The 15495-nt window shown below is 66.9% G+C and carries 17 protein-coding genes and 1 pseudogene; 3 read left to right on the top strand and 15 right to left on the bottom strand.

Translation table 11 applies throughout. The annotated features are described in order from the left end of the window. Positions 1-23: 23 nt before the first annotated feature. Complete coding sequence (gene pdxT / locus FB459_RS08795) at positions 24-656, bottom strand: pyridoxal 5'-phosphate synthase glutaminase subunit PdxT (protein ID WP_239701943.1); 633 nt, start codon at positions 654-656, stop codon at positions 24-26. 17 nt (positions 657-673) lie between these two features. Between pdxT and FB459_RS08790 the strand changes: the two genes are divergently transcribed. After that, positions 674-1636: a GNAT family N-acetyltransferase gene (locus FB459_RS08790; protein ID WP_141928184.1), complete on the top strand. Its 963-nt coding sequence runs from the start codon at positions 674-676 to the stop codon at positions 1634-1636. 2 nt (positions 1637-1638) lie between these two features. Here the strand turns inward: FB459_RS08790 and pdxS are convergent, their stop codons facing one another. The 6 genes from pdxS to FB459_RS08760 all read right to left on the bottom strand — a co-directional run bounded on the left by pdxS (position 1639) and on the right by FB459_RS08760 (position 6569). Next, positions 1639-2553 carry a pyridoxal 5'-phosphate synthase lyase subunit PdxS gene (gene pdxS, locus FB459_RS08785; protein ID WP_141928183.1) on the bottom strand — a complete coding sequence of 305 codons (915 nt, stop codon included), beginning with the start codon at positions 2551-2553 and terminating at the stop codon, positions 1639-1641. A gap of 118 nt (positions 2554-2671) precedes the next feature. Next, entirely contained in the window at positions 2672-3250 is a 579-nt protein-coding gene (locus FB459_RS08780; RefSeq protein WP_141928182.1) for a hypothetical protein, read from the bottom strand. Then, positions 3250-4422, bottom strand: a complete 1173-nt coding sequence (locus FB459_RS08775; protein WP_141928181.1) for a glycosyltransferase family 4 protein — start codon at positions 4420-4422, stop codon at positions 3250-3252. The genes FB459_RS08780 and FB459_RS08775 overlap by 1 nt, the downstream gene beginning before the upstream one ends. Next, entirely contained in the window at positions 4419-5345 is a 927-nt protein-coding gene (locus FB459_RS08770; protein WP_141928180.1) for a phosphatidylinositol mannoside acyltransferase, read from the bottom strand. The genes FB459_RS08775 and FB459_RS08770 overlap by 4 nt, the downstream gene beginning before the upstream one ends. Then, a complete protein-coding gene (gene pgsA, locus FB459_RS08765; protein ID WP_129623940.1) occupies positions 5342-5968 on the bottom strand; it encodes a phosphatidylinositol phosphate synthase in 627 nt (208 codons plus the stop codon). The genes FB459_RS08770 and pgsA overlap by 4 nt, the downstream gene beginning before the upstream one ends. Positions 5969-5996: 28 nt before the next feature. Next, on the bottom strand, positions 5997-6569 hold the full coding sequence (locus tag FB459_RS08760) for an HIT family protein (protein WP_425472332.1): 573 nt from the start codon (positions 6567-6569) through the stop codon (positions 5997-5999). Positions 6570-6687: 118 nt separating this feature from the next. Here FB459_RS08760 and FB459_RS08755 point away from each other — a divergent pair, with 118 nt between their 5' ends. After that, a complete protein-coding gene (locus FB459_RS08755; protein WP_141928178.1) occupies positions 6688-7122 on the top strand; it encodes a nitroreductase family deazaflavin-dependent oxidoreductase in 435 nt (144 codons plus the stop codon). On the opposite strand, the gene FB459_RS08750 is transcribed toward FB459_RS08755, so the two are convergent. From FB459_RS08750 to FB459_RS08725, 5 genes and pseudogenes are all read right to left on the bottom strand, one after another. Further along, entirely contained in the window at positions 7106-7576 is a 471-nt protein-coding gene (locus FB459_RS08750) for a GNAT family N-acetyltransferase (RefSeq protein WP_168990082.1), read from the bottom strand. The two genes, FB459_RS08755 and FB459_RS08750, sit on opposite strands and share 17 nt — an antisense overlap. Positions 7577-7649: 73 nt before the next feature. Beyond that, positions 7650-9650 (bottom strand): threonine--tRNA ligase, encoded by a 2001-nt coding sequence (gene thrS / locus FB459_RS08745; protein ID WP_129623944.1) that lies wholly within the window; start codon positions 9648-9650, stop codon positions 7650-7652. Between the two features lie 408 nt (positions 9651-10058). Next, positions 10059-10490, bottom strand: a complete 432-nt coding sequence (locus FB459_RS08735; RefSeq protein WP_141928176.1) for an antitoxin — start codon at positions 10488-10490, stop codon at positions 10059-10061. A 100-nt stretch (positions 10491-10590) separates the two neighbouring features. Continuing rightward, positions 10591-10683, bottom strand: a pseudogene (locus FB459_RS18215) (30S ribosomal protein S14); the annotation flags it as partial. Between the two features lie 27 nt (positions 10684-10710). Continuing rightward, positions 10711-11163 (bottom strand): MarR family winged helix-turn-helix transcriptional regulator, encoded by a 453-nt coding sequence (locus tag FB459_RS08725; RefSeq protein ID WP_205744616.1) that lies wholly within the window; start codon positions 11161-11163, stop codon positions 10711-10713. 76 nt (positions 11164-11239) lie between these two features. On the opposite strand from FB459_RS08725, the gene FB459_RS08720 reads away from it, so the two are divergent. Beyond that, a complete protein-coding gene (locus tag FB459_RS08720; protein ID WP_246092388.1) occupies positions 11240-13084 on the top strand; it encodes an ABC transporter ATP-binding protein in 1845 nt (614 codons plus the stop codon). 4 nt (positions 13085-13088) lie between these two features. On the opposite strand, the gene FB459_RS08715 is transcribed toward FB459_RS08720, so the two are convergent. From FB459_RS08715 to FB459_RS08705, 3 genes are all read right to left on the bottom strand, one after another. Continuing rightward, on the bottom strand, positions 13089-13421 hold the full coding sequence (locus tag FB459_RS08715; RefSeq protein ID WP_141928175.1) for a cupin domain-containing protein: 333 nt from the start codon (positions 13419-13421) through the stop codon (positions 13089-13091). A 66-nt stretch (positions 13422-13487) separates the two neighbouring features. Next, positions 13488-13994: a gluconokinase gene (locus tag FB459_RS08710; RefSeq protein WP_239701953.1), complete on the bottom strand. Its 507-nt coding sequence runs from the start codon at positions 13992-13994 to the stop codon at positions 13488-13490. Positions 13995-13996: 2 nt separating this feature from the next. After that, complete coding sequence (locus FB459_RS08705) at positions 13997-15394, bottom strand: GntP family permease (RefSeq protein WP_141928174.1); 1398 nt, start codon at positions 15392-15394, stop codon at positions 13997-13999. Positions 15395-15495: the final 101 nt, after the last annotated feature.

Below are 15495 nucleotides of genomic sequence, written 5' to 3'. Positions count from 1 at the left end.
CCGCGGCATTCCTGCGTCCGGCCTCAGGTGTGCCGGACCATGTCGGCGAAGTAGGCGTGCACGCGGTGGTCACCGGTGACCTCAGGATGGAACGAGGTGGCGAGCAGGTTGCCCTGGCGCACCGCGACCGCTCGCCCCGACGCCGCATCATGACCCTGCGGGACCCGGGCGAGAACCTTCACGGCGTCGTCCGTGGCTTCGACCCATGGCGCTCGGATGAACACGGCGTGCACCGGGATGTCACCGAGCGCAGGCATTGGCAGGTCGCACTCGAACGAGTCCACTTGTCGACCGAAAGCGTTGCGGCGCACCGTGATCGCCATACCGCCGAGAGTCTCCTGGTCGGCGGTGCCACCGACGATCGAGTCAGCCAGCAGGATCATCCCGGCACACGATCCGTAGACCGGCATCCCCTGTGCTAGACGCTCGCGGATCGGATCCCGCAGGTCGAAGATGCGCAGCAGCTTGTCGATCGTCGTCGACTCGCCACCGGGCAGCACAAGACCGTCGACTGCGTCGAGTTCGGCGGGCCGTCGCACCGCGACCGTGGCGACTCCCGCTGTGCGCAGAGCGTGCAGGTGTTCGCGGACATCGCCCTGCAGAGCCAGGACGCCGACGGTAACCTGCCGAGCATCCGGCACCGATGCAGCGGTCACTTGGTTAGCCTCCCGTTGTGTCCGTGATCATCCGTCCTCGCCTCGAGTCGGACCTGCCGCAGCTGGTCGAGCAGCTGCGCACCCAGCAACCGGTCTCCGAGTACCCCCTGCGCTGGCCACTGCCGTTCCCGCCTGAGCAGTTCATCGTCCGCGACACCGAGTTGGTTGCCTTCGTCGCGCAGATCGACGATCAGGTCGCGGGCCACGTGTCTGTCACCCGGGTGAGCGACAACCCGGACGGGGCGTTCTGGTCGCGCGGAACCGGCCGGCCGATCGAAGCGCTGGGCTGTCTCTCGGTGCTTTTCGTCGGACCGGAGGCTGCCGGACTCGGGGTCGGTGGACGACTGATGGACACCGCTGTCGCCGAGATCCGTGCCCGAGGTCTGACTCCTGTACTCGACGTCACCCAGAGCAGGTCGAGCGCCACCGCGGTCTATCGACACCGGGGCTGGCGATTCCTCGGCCACAGCCGTCCCGACTGGTTGCCCGACTGGGCGCCTGATGTCCAGTTCTTCGCCCTCCCCGACGATATCGGTCGAATTCTGTTGTCCGGCACAGTCGTTCGAGGTCATGGGGTTGCCTCCGGCACCGGCCGCGACGCGAGACATCCGGGTGGAACGATCGCCGCCCAGACGCCCCACTTCACCTCGCGCGGCGTCGACCTCGCCGGGCTCGAGCCCGCCACGATCAATCTCTCGCTCGACGCTGCCACCGTGCAGATGGTCCGCCCGACCATCACGCTGGCGGGCCTCGCATGGACCGATCAGCATGACGCGGAGACCTTCTCGCTCGTTCGGTGTTCTGCACTGAACGGTGATCAGCGGTTCGGGGGCTACCTCTATTGGCCGCACCCGGAGACCAAACCCGATCATTTCCAACCGGATTCAGTCATCGAGTTGCTCATGCCGCGCATCACTGGTCTGACGTACGGCGACCGCCTGACGGTAGACCTGCCCGCCGGCGCCATCCGGATCAGCTAGGACTACCAGCCCCGTTCGGCCAATCGGTGCGGCGCCGGGATGTCATCGACATTGATGCCGACCATGGCTTCTCCGAGGCCGCGCGAGACCTTGGCGATCACGTCCGGGTCGTCATGGAAGGTGGTCGCCTCCACGATCGCGGCTGCGCGCTCGGCGGGATTGCCGCTCTTGAAGATTCCCGACCCGACGAAGACGCCTTCCGCGCCCAGTTGCATCATCATCGCGGCGTCGGCCGGGGTGGCGATGCCTCCGGCGGTGAACAGGACGACGGGCAGCTTGCCGAGCTCGGCCACCTCCTTGACCAGCTCGTACGGTGCCTGCAGTTCCTTGGCGGCGACGTACAGCTCGTCCTCGGGCAGGTTCTGCAACCGACGCAGCTCCTGGCGGATCTGACGCATGTGCGTGGTCGCGTTGGAGACGTCGCCGGTGCCGGCCTCACCCTTGGAGCGGATCATCGCCGCACCCTCGGTGATGCGGCGCAACGCCTCGCCGAGGTTGGTGGCGCCGCAGACGAAGGGGACGGTGAACTCCCACTTGTCGATGTGGTTGGCGTAGTCGGCCGGGGTGAGCACCTCGGACTCGTCGATGTAGTCCACGCCGAGGCTCTGCAGCACCTGCGCCTCGACGAAGTGACCGATCCGTGCTTTCGCCATGACCGGGATGGAGACAGCCTCGATGATTGCGTCGATCATGTCCGGGTCGCTCATCCGGGAGACACCGCCCTGGGCGCGAATGTCGGCGGGAACGCGCTCCAGCGCCATCACCGCCACGGCTCCCGCGTCCTCGGCGATCCTCGCCTGTTCGGGGGTGACGACATCCATGATCACGCCGCCCTTGAGCATCTCGGCCATGCCGCGTTTGACGCGGGCGGTGCCGGTGCGCGTGAAATCGGTGGTGTGGTCGGCGACCTGGGTCACGGCGGAACTCCTCGTTCGAACCTCGATGGTGTTGCTCGAAGGCTAGACCCGTGCGGAGTCCACTTCGAGCCACATCGTCGGATATGGCACTTTGCTGCCACGGCAGCGTCCAGACAGCTCAGAAGCTGTCGATGGCCGGTGGGTCGGAGTCGAAGTCGACGACCTGCGGCATGGTGGTGCGGCCGGCGAGCCGGAAGGCACGGACCGGCGGCTGCGCCCGCACCCGACGCACGGCGCGTACTGCGTCGTCGTGGAACGCACGAGCCAGGACGACACGCTGGCCCGCCTGCTGCACCCGCTGCGTCAACGCGAGCCCACCCTTGTGCGTCTCGATCTCGCGGACCGCGTCCGGCGTGAGCGTGAGTCGCAGCGTATGGCTGAGCGCAGACTCGGCGGTGGCTCGTTCCCGGTCGATGCCGAAGTCACGCACCTCGCCGTGCACCTCGGCGTCGTCGGCGAAGTCGAGCGAGCCGGTGGCCGCTTGCGCGAGCAACATCGAACTCGCGGGATCGAGTACACCGGAGTGCGCGAGTTCCATGACCGCCTCGGCCCGGCGCACCAACTGGGCATCCAGTGCCGACACCGAACCCTCCAGCCTGGCGTGCAAGCGGTCCAACCGTGCCGCGGTGTAGGAGAGGTACCAGGCAACGAGCGCGAGGACCGCAACGACGAGCATGACCCAGAACCACACACGCATCAGCTCTCGCCTCTCCACCAACGGACCGGACGGACATCGGATCTGCCCATCCTTGCCGGAACAGTTGCTGCACAAACGGTTTCGTACACCGAGAAAACGTCGGACGCGACCCGCGACCAGTCGAAGCGACGCGCACGTCTGCTCCCCTGTGTTGCGAGTTGCAATCGGTCGGCCGCGTTGGCGAGGAGTTCGAGGACGACGTCCGCGAGTTCACCCGGCTGCTCGTTGGCGAACAACGCACCCGCCCAGCCGTCGTCGAGCACCGCGCGGAAGGCCCTGATGTCACTGGCGACAACGGCGGCGCCGGCACTCATCGCCTCGACCAGGATGATGCCGAAGCTCTCGCCGCCGGTGTTGGGCGCGATGTAGCAGTCGACCGACCGCAGGAACGACTGCTTGTCGGCGTCGCTGATGGGGCCGAGGAACTCGCAGGCGTCGATGACGTTGCGCGGGCGTCCCTCGAGAACCTGCTTGGGGTCGCCCGGCCCGGCGACGATGAGGCGTAGCCCAGGTCGCGCAGCCAGCAGCGCAGGCATGGCGTCGAGCAGCACGTGCAGGCCCTTGCGCGGCTCCTCGATGCGCCCGAGGAACGCCAGCGTCGGACGGTCGTCGGTGCCCTGCCAGGCCGGATTGACCGGGGCGTTCGCGAACTGGTCCACGTACACCCCGTTCGGGATGATGACCGCGTCCCCGCCGATGTGTTCGTGGACGAACCGGCGCGCTTCCGCCGACACCGCGATGCGTCCCATGAGCTTCTCCAGGCCCGGTTGGAGCATCGGGCCGACAGCCAGCAGAGCCCGCGACTTGGTGTTGCTGGTGTGGAAGGTCGCCACGATCGGTCCTTCGGCGGCCCACATCGCGAGCATGGAGACGCTCGGACTCACCGGCTCGTGCACGTGCAGCACGTCGAAGCGGCCGCGTTCGATCCAGCGGGTCACGCGGCTCGCCGTCACCGGGCCGAAGGTCAGCCGCGCAACCGAGCCGTTGTAGGGCACCGCAAGCGCACTGCCCGCGCTCACCACGTACGGCGGCAACGGGGTGTCGAGTTCGGACGGCGCGAGCACCTCGACGTAGTGACCGCGTCCGATGAGGTATTCGGCAAGATCGCGCACGTGCAACTGGACGCCGCCCGGCACGTCGAACGAGTACGGGCTGACCAGCCCGATTCTCATCGCCGCTCCTGCAGGCCGCTGTCGAAGTCGTCGAGGAAGATGCGCTGCATCATGTGCCAGTCCTCGGTGCGCTGCCTGACCACGTCCCCGAGCGCGTCCACGCATTGCTGGGTCATCGCACGCACCTGGTCGGACCGGTCGCCGTCCGGCACGACCACCCGGTCGCCGAAGTGCGCGACCACGCGTTGCGCCGCCCGACCCGGCACGGGTTCGTAGGTGATCGCGAGCGGGAACAGCGCGGCGCCGGTGTCGAGGGCCAATCGCGCCGGCCCGGTGGCCGCCTTGATGCGGTGGCCGAGCAACCGCACCTCGACGCCGTTGGACGTCAGGTCTCGATCGGACAGAAGCGGGACGAACCCGCCGGCGTCGAGGGCATCGACCAGGCGTCCGTAGGTGTTGTCGCCCCCTGTCAGCGGAAGGATCGTCATGCCCAAGGACTCCCGGAAGGCCAAGAACTCCCCGAACAGTTCCTCGGGCTTGAGGCGTTCGGCGACGGTCGTCACGGGCGCGAAGTAGGTGGTCGACCAGGCTCCGGCGAGGTCCCAGTTGCCCATGTGGCCGAGGAACAGGATGATCGGCTCGCCGCGCCCGACGATCGCCCTGGCCTGCTCGTCCGCGCCGGTCAGCCGCATCCGCTCGGCGAGTTCCTCGGGCGAGTGCACCGAGAGCCGGAAGGCGTCGCACCAGTACCGCATATAGGAACGAATCCCGTTGCGCACCAATGCATCCAGCTCGCCATCGGACAGTTCGGGACGAACTCTGGCGTAGTTGGACCGCATCCGCTCGACCGACTTGCCGCCGCGCTTGTAGGTGGCGTCGGCGATACGTTCGAAGAGTCCGTAGGCCGCGGACTCGGGCAGTCTGCAGACGAGTTTCCAGGCCGTCCGGAACCCGGCGACCTGCAGCGAATCGGCGAAACTCACAGAGCTTTGCCGAGCGCCTGTTGACGCACGGTGAGCATCCGCTGCAGCACGGTGATGAAGCTGGCCAGCGCGAGCAGGCCGAGTACGACGCCCATGATCCAGGTTTCCCAGGGCCGCAGGAACCATCCGCACAGTCCGGTGGCAACCAGCACGACGACCAGTCGTTCGGCGCGTTCGGCGATGCCGACGTTCGCGGTCATACCGAGGCCTTCGGCGCGTGCCTTGGCGTAGGAGACCACGCTGCCGAAGATCAGACAGGCGAGTGCGAGCCCGGCCAGCAGCATGTTGTGGCCCTGGTCGCCGGCGTAGTACAGGACGAGTGCTCCGAAGATGGCTGCGTCGCCGACCCGGTCGAGGGTCGAGTCGAGGTAGGCGCCCCAGACGCTGGAGCGACCGGACATGCGAGCCATGACACCGTCGATCGTGTCGCTGAACACGAACGCGGTGATGACCAGCGTCCCGATCAGGAATTCGTGACGCGGGTAGAACGCCAGCGCGCCGAAACAGACGCCGAGGGTGCCGATGATCGTCACGACGTCGGGGCTGATCCCCATCTTGAGGAAGAGCTTGGCGACAGGGGTGAAGACCTTCGTGAAAAACGCGCGGGCGTACTTGTTCAGCATGGTGGTCCCAGGTTACCGAGCGACCGGTTCAGTTCTTCGGCCATGCTTCGGCGAGCCGCGACCTGGCGTCCTCGAGCAGCTGGGGTAGCGCTTTGGTCCGGGCGATGATCGGCAGGAAGTTCGAGTCGCCGCCCCAACGCGGCACGATGTGCTGGTGCAGGTGAGCGGCCACCCCGGCGCCGGCGACCTCGCCCTGGTTCATACCGAGGTTGAAACCCATCGGCGCCGATACGGCCTGCAGCGCGCGGATGCCTTCCTTGGTCAGCTTGGTGAACTCGGCCGTCTCCTCGTCGGTGAGGTCGAGGTACAGCGGCACGTGTCGGTACGGGCAGACCAGCAGGTGACCGGGGTTGTACGGGAACAGGTTCATCACCACGAAGCAGCGTTCGCCGCGGTGCACGATCAGCCCGTCGGCATCGTCCTTCTTCGGCGCCGCACAGAAGGGGCAGGCTTCGTCGTCGTGGTCGGCCGGCCGGTCTGCCTCGATATAGACCATCCGGTGCGGGGTCCACAGGCGCTCGAAACCGTCGGGCGAGCCGGCGAAGTCGTCGGGTTTCTCGGACTGCACGGTCGAATCGGTCGGATCGGTCGGATCGGTCACGGCGTCGATCCTAAGTGGCCCCATCTGGAATAGCCTCGGTGGCACCGGCCGTTGCCATGCATCATGGTGCGGACGGTTGCACCGCACGTACCGATCGACACGTTCTAAGGAGCTCGTCATGCCGTTGCAGGGTGAGTACGCGCTGGAGAAGACGCCGTGGGTCGCGCAGCAGTTGGCCGCGATCGACGAAGCCGGCACCACCGAGGTGGCCGACGTGCAGGGAAGGTCTGTGGTCGTCTACACGATCCGCGGCAACAAGTCGGGTCTGCTGCGCCGGGTTCCGCTGATGCGGGTGGAGAAGGACGGCGTCTACGCCGCGGTGGCGTCCAAGGGTGGCGCTCCGGAACACCCGGCGTGGTATCACAACATCGTCGCGAACCCGGACGTCGAGGTTCAGGACGGCTCGCGTCACCTGGACGGTGTCGCGCGGCGGATCTCGGGCGCCGAACGGGACGAATGGTGGGAGCGCGCCGTTGCTGCTTTTCCGCCCTACGCCGAGTACCAGACCAAGACCGACCGGGAGATCCCGGTCCTCCTCATCGAGCCGAGCTGACCGCTGCCGGACGCAATTCCATCAGTCGCTCGTCGGGGGCGGTGAAGCCGAGCCGTTCGTACAGCGAACGTGCTGGCGGACGCGCCGTCAGCTGGTAGCGCTCGATCCCGTTGGTCGTACCCCAGGCGATCATCGCGCGCAGCATCTGTTCGGCGAGGTCGTTCCCACGCGCGGCCGGGGTGACGAACACCTTCTTCACGTGCACCCAACCGGTCGTCGGCCGACGCAGGCTGGGCAGTTTCGACACCCAGTTCGTCTGCACGAATCCGACCGCGGATCCGTCATCGCCGAACGCGACCCAGGTCGGCATGGATTCGAACTCCTCCAACCACGCATCCGCGAACTGCGCAATGAACCCGGCACGGTTCGTGCCGCCGTCCTCCAGATCGGCCTGCAGCGTCAACGCGCCCAGGATGAAGGCGTGTTCACGCTCGGCACGGACGATTCTGCTCACCTGGGCATCGAAGCACACCTGCGTCGAAGTCATGCAGAGCGCGCCGGATGTGGCGCGCTCTGCATGAGGCCCGTCAGTGCTGCGGAGCGGTGGTGATCTGCGCCTTGGACCCGATCGCGGCTCGGATCTCTTCGATCGCCTCGCCGACCGGCACACCGTTGCGCTGCGAGCCGTCGCGGTAGCGGAACGACACCGCGCCGGCGTCCTTGTCCTCGGCGCCGGCGATGAGCACGAACGGCGCCTTCGACTTCGACGCGTTGCGAATCTTCTTCGGAAAGCGGTCGTCGCTGTCGTCGAGCTCGACCCGAACTCCGTTGTCGCGCAACTGCTTCAGAACGTCGTTCAGGTAGTCGGCGAAGTCGTCGGCCACCGGCACACCGAGCACCTGCACCGGCGACAACCACACCGGGAAAGCCCCCGCGTAGTGCTCGACGAGCACACCGATGAACCGCTCGATCGAACCGAACTTGGCCGAGTGGATCATCACCGGCTCCTGGCGGCTGCCGTCCGCGGCCTGGAACTCCAGTCCGAAACGGTTCGGCTGGTTGAAGTCGTACTGGATCGTCGACATCTGCCAGGTGCGGCCGATCGCGTCCTTGGCCTGGACGGAGATCTTCGGTCCGTAGAACGCGGCACCGCCGGGGTCGGGCACGAGGTCGACCCCGAACTTTCGTGCGGTGTCCTCGAGTACCCTGGTCGCGGTCTCCCACTGCTCGTCCGAGCCGATGAACTTGTCCTTCTTGTCGCCCTCGGTGTCGCGCGTCGAGAGTTCGAAGTAGTAGTCGTTCAGCCCGAAGTCCTTGAGCAGGCCGACAACGAAGTTCAGCAGGTGCTCGATCTCGGCCGGTGCCTGCTCAGGGGTCACGTAGGAGTGCGAATCGTCCTGGGTCATCGCCCGGACGCGGGTCAGACCGTGCACCACACCGGACTTCTCGTTGCGATAGACCGAACCGAACTCGAAGAACCGCAGCGGGAGTTCACGGTACGAACGGCCCCGCGACCTGAAGATCAGGTTGTGCATCGGGCAGTTCATCGCCTTCAGCCGGTACTCCGCGTTCTCCATCTCCATCGGCGGGAACATGGTGTCGGCGTAGTACGGCAGGTGCCCCGAGGTGTGGAAGAGCCCCTCCTTGGAGATGTGCGGGGTGCTGACGTAGGAGAACCCCTCCTCCAGGTGCCGGCGACGGACGTAGTCCTCCATCTCCCGCTTGATGACACCGCCCTTGGGGTGGAAAACGACCATGCCCGAACCCAATTCGTCCGGGAAGGAGTACAGGTCGAGTTCGGCTCCGAGCTTGCGGTGGTCGCGCTTCTCGGCCTCGGCGATGCGGTCGAGGTAGGCCTTGAGTTCGTCCTTGCTGGCCCAGGCGGTGCCGTAGATGCGCTGCAACTGCGGGTTCTTCTCGCTGCCGCGCCAGTACGCGGCGGCCGAACGCATGATCTTGAACGCGTTGCCGAGCACCTTGGTCGACGGCACGTGCGGTCCGCGGCACAGGTCGCCCCAGGCACGCTCACCGTCGCGGCGGATGTTGTCGTAGATCGTGAGTTCGCCGGCGCCGACCTCGGCCTCAGCACCCTCGGCGGCGTCGGCGGCATTGCCCTTCAGCCCGATGAGCTCCAGCTTGTACGGCTCCTGCGCGAGTTCGGCACGGGCTTCTTCGTCGCTGACGACCCGGCGCGAGAAGGTCTGGCCCTCGTTGACGATCTTCTGCATCGCCTTCTCGAGCGCCTTCAGGTCATCGGGTTGGAACGGGGTCTCGACGTCGAAGTCGTAGTAGAAGCCGTCCTTGACCGGCGGGCCGATGCCGAGCTTGGCATCCGGGTTCACCTGCTGCACGGCCTGCGCCAGGACGTGCGCGGCGGAGTGGCGCAGGATGTCGAGGCCGTCCTGCTGGGACAGGTCGACCGCCTCGACGACGGCGCCGTCCGGGATCTCGCGGAAGAGGTCCTGGAGCCGACCGTCGACGCGCATCGCGACGACGCTGCGGTCGCCGCCGAACAGGTCGGAGCCGGTAGTGCCCTGCTGCACCGCTCGCTCGCTTCCGGCGACGGACACGGTGATCTGGCTGGACACGTGGTGCTCCTTGATCTGGGTTCGGATTGAACCCCGCAAGGTTATCGGTCGATCAACGTTGCTCTCGACCGGATATCACTGTCCCCCGGCAACCGCCCGCAGCACGGTCAGCCGGTGACCAGTTGCTGCGCGAACTGCTGGTGTCGCGCCATGACCGCTTCGAGGTCGAGCCCTTCGATCGCACCGTCGGTCACGACCCACTTCCCATCCACCATCACCCGGTCGGCTCGGTGAGCACCGCACAGGACCAGGGATGCGACCGGGTCGTGGGAACCGGCGAAGCGCAACTCGTCCAGGTGGATTCCGTGGCACCAACTCCGCAGGACGCCTCCAACTCACTGTCGTCTTATCCCCGGGCACGAAGAAACCCGGGCGCCTTTCGGCACCCGGGCTTCTTCAATTCGAGACTCAGTTGAGCGGACCCGGGCGGTCGATCGGGTCCGGGCGGTCCAGCGGGTCGACCGGGTCGGGCACGTGGCCCGGACGGCGACCCGCGGTGCCGGCGTCCGGCGCTCCCGCCGTGCCGGGGGCGCCGGTCGTACCGGTGGCGTCCGTGCTGAATCCGCCGTCGGCTGTCGCGTCGGTGCCGGTCGGGTTCACACCCGGCGTCGGCTTGTGCGCCTGCTTCTGCACGGTTTCCTCGACCTTGTTGCCGGCAGTCTGGATCTTGTCGGTGTACTTGCCCTTGGTGACCTTGTCGGCCGTCTGGGTGACCTTGTCGATGCCCCCGCGCACCTTGTCGGGGTTCTCGGCAGCAGCCTTCTTCACCTTGTCGACGCCGCCGATCGCAGCCTTCTTGGCCTTGTCGAACAGGTCCTTCGCCTGACCGGAGTTGCTCATGTCGTCCTCCTCGTGGGATGGGCACACCCGCGGCCGCAGCCGCGGGAACTGGGTATGCACCCAGGTTGCCAAACTCCGCACCCGAAAAGTGGCTAAGAGATCAGCAACTCGACTTCGTGACGCCGGGCAGTTCACCGCGATGAGCCATCTCACGCAACCGGATCCGGGACGGAACTCCGTCGACCGGCCGGCGCCAGCACGCCTGCCGGTCGGTCGCGCCTCACTCGAGCTCACTGTCGGTGGAGCGCAGGACGACCAGGAGCAACGCGCGCAGTTCCTCGCGTTGGTCGGCACTCAGGACGTCGAACATCGCGTCATCACGTTCGCGGCGCGAGGTGTCGAGGGTGCGCCACAAGCGGACGCCTTCATCCGTCAGCGACAACACCTTGGCCCGACGGTCGTCCGGATCAGGGCTGCGCAGCACGAGGCCACGCTCCGCCAGTCCGTCGACGACCTCCGTCGCCGAACGCGGGGACACCCGAAGACGCTGCGCGAGCTCTGCTGCCCGCATGCCCGAATCCTCTTGCGCGGCAATCACATTCAACGCTCGAGCCAGGTGCGGGCTCAGACCGTACGGCTCCAGATCGGCGAGCCACGCCCGTCGGGAGACGTGCGCGACACGCATCAACAGTTGGCGCAGCGGCAGTTCTTCGGACGACTCGTGGGAAGGCACGGGAACATCCTAGCGATTGTGGAGGTTACGACATGTTGAAGTAACCTCAGCACATCTCCGACCGAAGGGAGTCCGCATGGCAGCCGGATCCCAACCCATGACCGCCTCAGGACGCGGCGGTCCCGGACGCATGGCGCACAAGAGTGCCTCCGACGTCCGCCAACTCGATGACCACCCGGTCGAACTCGCGCGCATCGCGGCGCTGTTCCGCCCCTACCGCAGCCGGCTCGCCGCTGTCTGCGCGCTCATCGTCCTCACTTCCCTGATCGGTCTCGCATCGCCCTTCCTGGTGAAGCACCTGATCGACGACGCGATCCCTGCCCAGAACGTGCCGCTGCTGCTGGCCCTGGTCGGCGGCATGCTCACGATCACGGTCTGTACCCAACTGCTCGGCGTCCTGCAGACCTGGCTGTCGACCCGCATCGGCCAGCAGGTGATGCACGACCTGCGCACCCGCCTGTTCGCCCACCTGCAACGGATGCCGCTCGGCTTCTTCACCCGCACCCGCAGCGGTGAGGTGCAATCCCGCGTCACCAACGACATCAGCGCGATGCAGGCGGTCGTCACCGACTCCGCGACATCGATCGCATCGAATGTCACCACCGCCGTCGGCACAGCCACAGCGATGGCCTTCCTGTCCTGGAAGCTGTCGCTGCTTAGCCTGGTCGTGCTGCCGCCGGCCATCTGGCTGACCCGCCGCGTCGCCCACCAGCGGCGTGCCATCCAAGGCAAGGCACAGCGCACGCTCGCCGACATGCAGACCCAGATCGAGGAGTCGTTGTCGATCAACGGTGTCATCCTCGCCAAGACGCTCGGCTCCGGACCCGCTCTCTCCCAGCGGTTCTCCGGTTCCTCGACCACCCTCACCGAACTCGAGGTGCAGTCACAGCTCGCCGGACGCTGGCGCATGGGCACGATGGCGATCATCTTCTCCGCGATCCCCGCCCTCATCTACCTCGCGGCCGGACTCCCAGCCACCGGCGGCGGCATGACGATCGGCACCTTGGTCGCCTTCGTCGCACTGCAGACCCAGTTGTTCCGACCCCTGATGGGCGTGCTCAACGTCGGCGCCCAAGTGGTCACCTCGATGGCGCTGTTCAGCCGCATCTTCGAATACCTCGACCTTCCCGTCGAGATCGACGACCCGGCCGATCCGGCCCCGCTGCAGACCGATCGGGCGCGCGGTGAAATCAGATTCGACGGGGTCACCGTCACCTATCCGGACGCCGACCGCCCCGCTCTCGACAGCATCGACCTCACCGTCCCGGCGGGGTCGACGGTCGCGGTCGTCGGCGCCACCGGCTCGGGCAAGTCCACCCTGGCAGCCCTCGTCTCACGTCTGCACGACCCGACGAACGGGCGGGTCCTCATCGACGGCCACGACCTGCGCGACCTGCGTCTGACCGACATCGCCGGCCTGGTCGGTGTCGTCAGCCAGGAGAGCTACCTGTTGCACGCGTCGGTCGCCGACAACCTGCGGTACGCCCGTCCGGATGCCACGGACCACCAGATGATCGAAGCAGCCCGGGCAGCGCAGGTACACGAACTGATCGAGTCACTCCCGCAGGGTTACGACACCGTCGTCGGTGCTCGCGGGTACCGCTTCTCCGGCGGTGAGAAGCAGCGGATCGCGTTGGCGCGCACCATTCTTCGCAATCCGAAGATTATGGTGCTGGACGAGGCCACCTCGGCGCTGGACAACTCCACCGAACGCGCCGTGCAACGCGCGTTGGACGCGGCAGGCGCCGGGCGCACGACGCTGACCATCGCGCACCGCCTGTCGACCGTCCGCGACGCCGACCGCATCGTCGTACTCGACCGGGGACGCATCGCCGAGCAGGGCACCCACGAGCAGTTGTTGCTGCGCGGGGGCCACTACGCACGTCTGTGGGACGCCCAGCTCTGCGCTGCCGCGGCCTGAGGGTTCAGCCCGTCCGCGCCACGGACAGCAGGACAACGCTGTCGGCGTGCGCATCGAGGCGATGCTTGGTCTGCGGGATGACCGTGTACTCCCCCGCCTTCAGTCGGGCGGACCCGTCTGCCCAGCCGAGAGTGACCTCACCGGACAGGACCAGCAGGGTCGCCTCACCAGGGTTGTTGTGGTCTGCCAACTGCGACCCGGCGTTCATGGTGAGCAGCACCTGGCCGAGAGTCTGGCCACCGCCACCTTTCAAGGTCAGCGCGCTGCGACCGACCTTCGACTCACCGGCGCGCTCGCGCTCATCGGGATACACATCGTCCAACCGCACGGTCTTCATGAGTCCATCGTGCACCCGCGGCACCACGAAGGCCCGGGACCAACGTCCCGGGCCTTCGTGCGCGCATCATCCGGCGCGCAGGTACTCAACCGCCAGCGCGACGAGCTCGGACGGTGTGTGCGCGAGGTCGAGGGTGATTCCCGCCTCGTCCTCCTCCAGCGGCTCGAGCGTCGCGAACTGGGAATCGAGCAGACTTCCCGGCATGAAGTGACCCTGGCGAGCGACGAGTCGCGAACCGATCAGTTCCTTCGACCCGGCGAGGTGGACGAAGTCGAGTTGGGCCCCGCTGCTGCGCAGGATGTCCCGGTAGCGACGACGCAGAGCCGAACAGGCCAGGACGGTGCTGGTGCCGGCGGCGTCCCGCTCGGCGATCCAGTCGGCCAAGGTCTGCAGCCACGGCAGCCGGTCGTCGTCGTCCAACGGGGTGCCGGCGCGCATCTTCTCCACGTTCGCCTCGGGGTGGAACAGGTCGGCCTCGCCGAACTCCCATCCCAGTTCCCGGGCGACGCCCATGGCGACCGTGGTCTTTCCGCTGCCGGACACACCCATCAGGACAGCGTGGCGCACGCCCACGGTCACAGGATCGCGCTCACGAGAGCGGCGAAGGTGAAGCCGACGACACCGATGAGCGTCTCCATGACGGTCCAGGTGCGCAGCGTGGTCTTCTCGTCCATGCCGAGGAACCGACCGACCAGCCAGAAGCCGGAGTCGTTGACGTGGGACAACACGGTCGCGCCACCGGCGATCGCGATGACGATGCAGGCCAGGTCGATCGAGGACAGTCCGCCGGTCGCAGCCACGGTCGGCGCCATGAGCCCGGCGGTCGTGGTGAGGGCGACTGTCGCCGAACCCTGCGCCACGCGCAGTGCGGTCGCCACCACGAACGCGGCGACGATGACGGGCAGACCGGTCGACTCGAGCGAGCCGGCCAGCGCCTGGCCGATGCCGCTGGCGCGAAGGACGCCACCGAACATGCCACCGGCACCGGTGATCAGGATGATCGCGCAGACCGGGCCGAGTGCGCCGTTGACGATCTCCTCGATGTCGGCCTTCGAGCGGCGTCCCATGCCGAGCAGGATCATCGCGACCAGCACGGTGATCAGCAAAGCGATCGGGGTCTGACCGAACATGCGCAGCAGGCGAACCCACGTCGCGTCACCGTCGATCGTCTTGTTGGTGGCCAACGTGTTCAGTCCGGTGTTGAGGAAGATCAGCACCAGGGGCAGCAACAGCACGAACAGCACGAGGCCGAACGACGGTTTCGACCCACCGGCCTTGCCCTCCTCGACGTCGCCACCGGAGAGCAGCTCCGGCACCGGGATGTGGACGCGCTTGCCCGCCCAGAGACCGAACAGGTAGGAGGAGATGTACCAAGTCGGCAGACCGATGATGATGCCGAGCACCAGGACGAGGCCGAGGTCGGCGCCGAGCAACTCACCTGCGGCGACCGGGCCGGGGTGCGGCGGGACGAACGCGTGCATCACCGCGAACGCACCCGCGGCAGGCAGCGCGTAGGTCAGCACGCTGCCGCCGAAGCGACGGGCGACCGAGAAGATAATCGGGAGCATGACGACCAGGCCGGCGTCGAAGAAGATCGGGAATCCGAACAGCAGCGAGGCGACACCGAGCGCGAGCGGTGCGCGCTTCTCGCCGAATCGTGCGATCAAGGTGTCGGCGAGCACCTGAGCACCGCCGGTCACTTCCAGCAGTCGTCCGATCATCGCGCCGAACCCGACCAGGAGGGCGACGTTCGCGAGCGTCGATCCGAACCCGTCCAGCAAGGTCGGCACGACCTTCTCGAACGAAACCTTCGTGGCCAGGGCGGTCAGGAAGCTGACCAGCACGAGCGCCACGAAGGCGTGCAACTTGAAACGCATGATCAGCAGGAGCAGAACTGCCACCGCCGCTGCGGCGATGAGGAGCAGGACGCCCGAGCTGTATGCGGGCTGCACCTCTTCTGCGGTCAGGAACATCGAGGATCCTTCGTCGAGTGTGATGAATCACGTGGGGTGGGTCACACGACTGTAGAGTTATTCGTAGTACTTAATCAAGCAATATGAGTATTTTTAATACG

The organism is Yimella lutea, from assembly GCF_006715095.1.
Lineage (GTDB): Bacteria > Actinomycetota > Actinomycetes > Actinomycetales > Dermatophilaceae > Yimella > Yimella lutea.
The sequence above is the reverse complement of the archived record's forward strand: the minus strand, read 5'-3'. Positions and strand labels throughout refer to the sequence as shown.

Excerpts from the sequence above, each read along its gene's own strand:
- FB459_RS08780 (WP_141928182.1), bottom strand. The coding sequence starts at position 3,250 with ATGCGTGTGTGGTTCTGGGTCATGCTCGTCGTTGCGGTCCTCGCGCTC.
- FB459_RS08775 (WP_141928181.1), bottom strand. The coding sequence starts at position 4,422 with ATGAGAATCGGGCTGGTCAGCCCGTACTCGTTCGACGTGCCGGGCGGC.
- pgsA (WP_129623940.1), bottom strand. The coding sequence starts at position 5,968 with ATGCTGAACAAGTACGCCCGCGCGTTTTTCACGAAGGTCTTCACCCCT.
- FB459_RS08755 (WP_141928178.1), top strand. The coding sequence starts at position 6,688 with ATGCCGTTGCAGGGTGAGTACGCGCTGGAGAAGACGCCGTGGGTCGCG.
- FB459_RS08735 (WP_141928176.1), bottom strand. The coding sequence starts at position 10,490 with ATGAGCAACTCCGGTCAGGCGAAGGACCTGTTCGACAAGGCCAAGAAG.
- FB459_RS08720 (WP_246092388.1), top strand. The coding sequence starts at position 11,240 with ATGGCAGCCGGATCCCAACCCATGACCGCCTCAGGACGCGGCGGTCCC.
- FB459_RS08715 (WP_141928175.1), bottom strand. The coding sequence starts at position 13,421 with ATGAAGACCGTGCGGTTGGACGATGTGTATCCCGATGAGCGCGAGCGC.
- FB459_RS08705 (WP_141928174.1), bottom strand. The coding sequence starts at position 15,394 with ATGTTCCTGACCGCAGAAGAGGTGCAGCCCGCATACAGCTCGGGCGTC.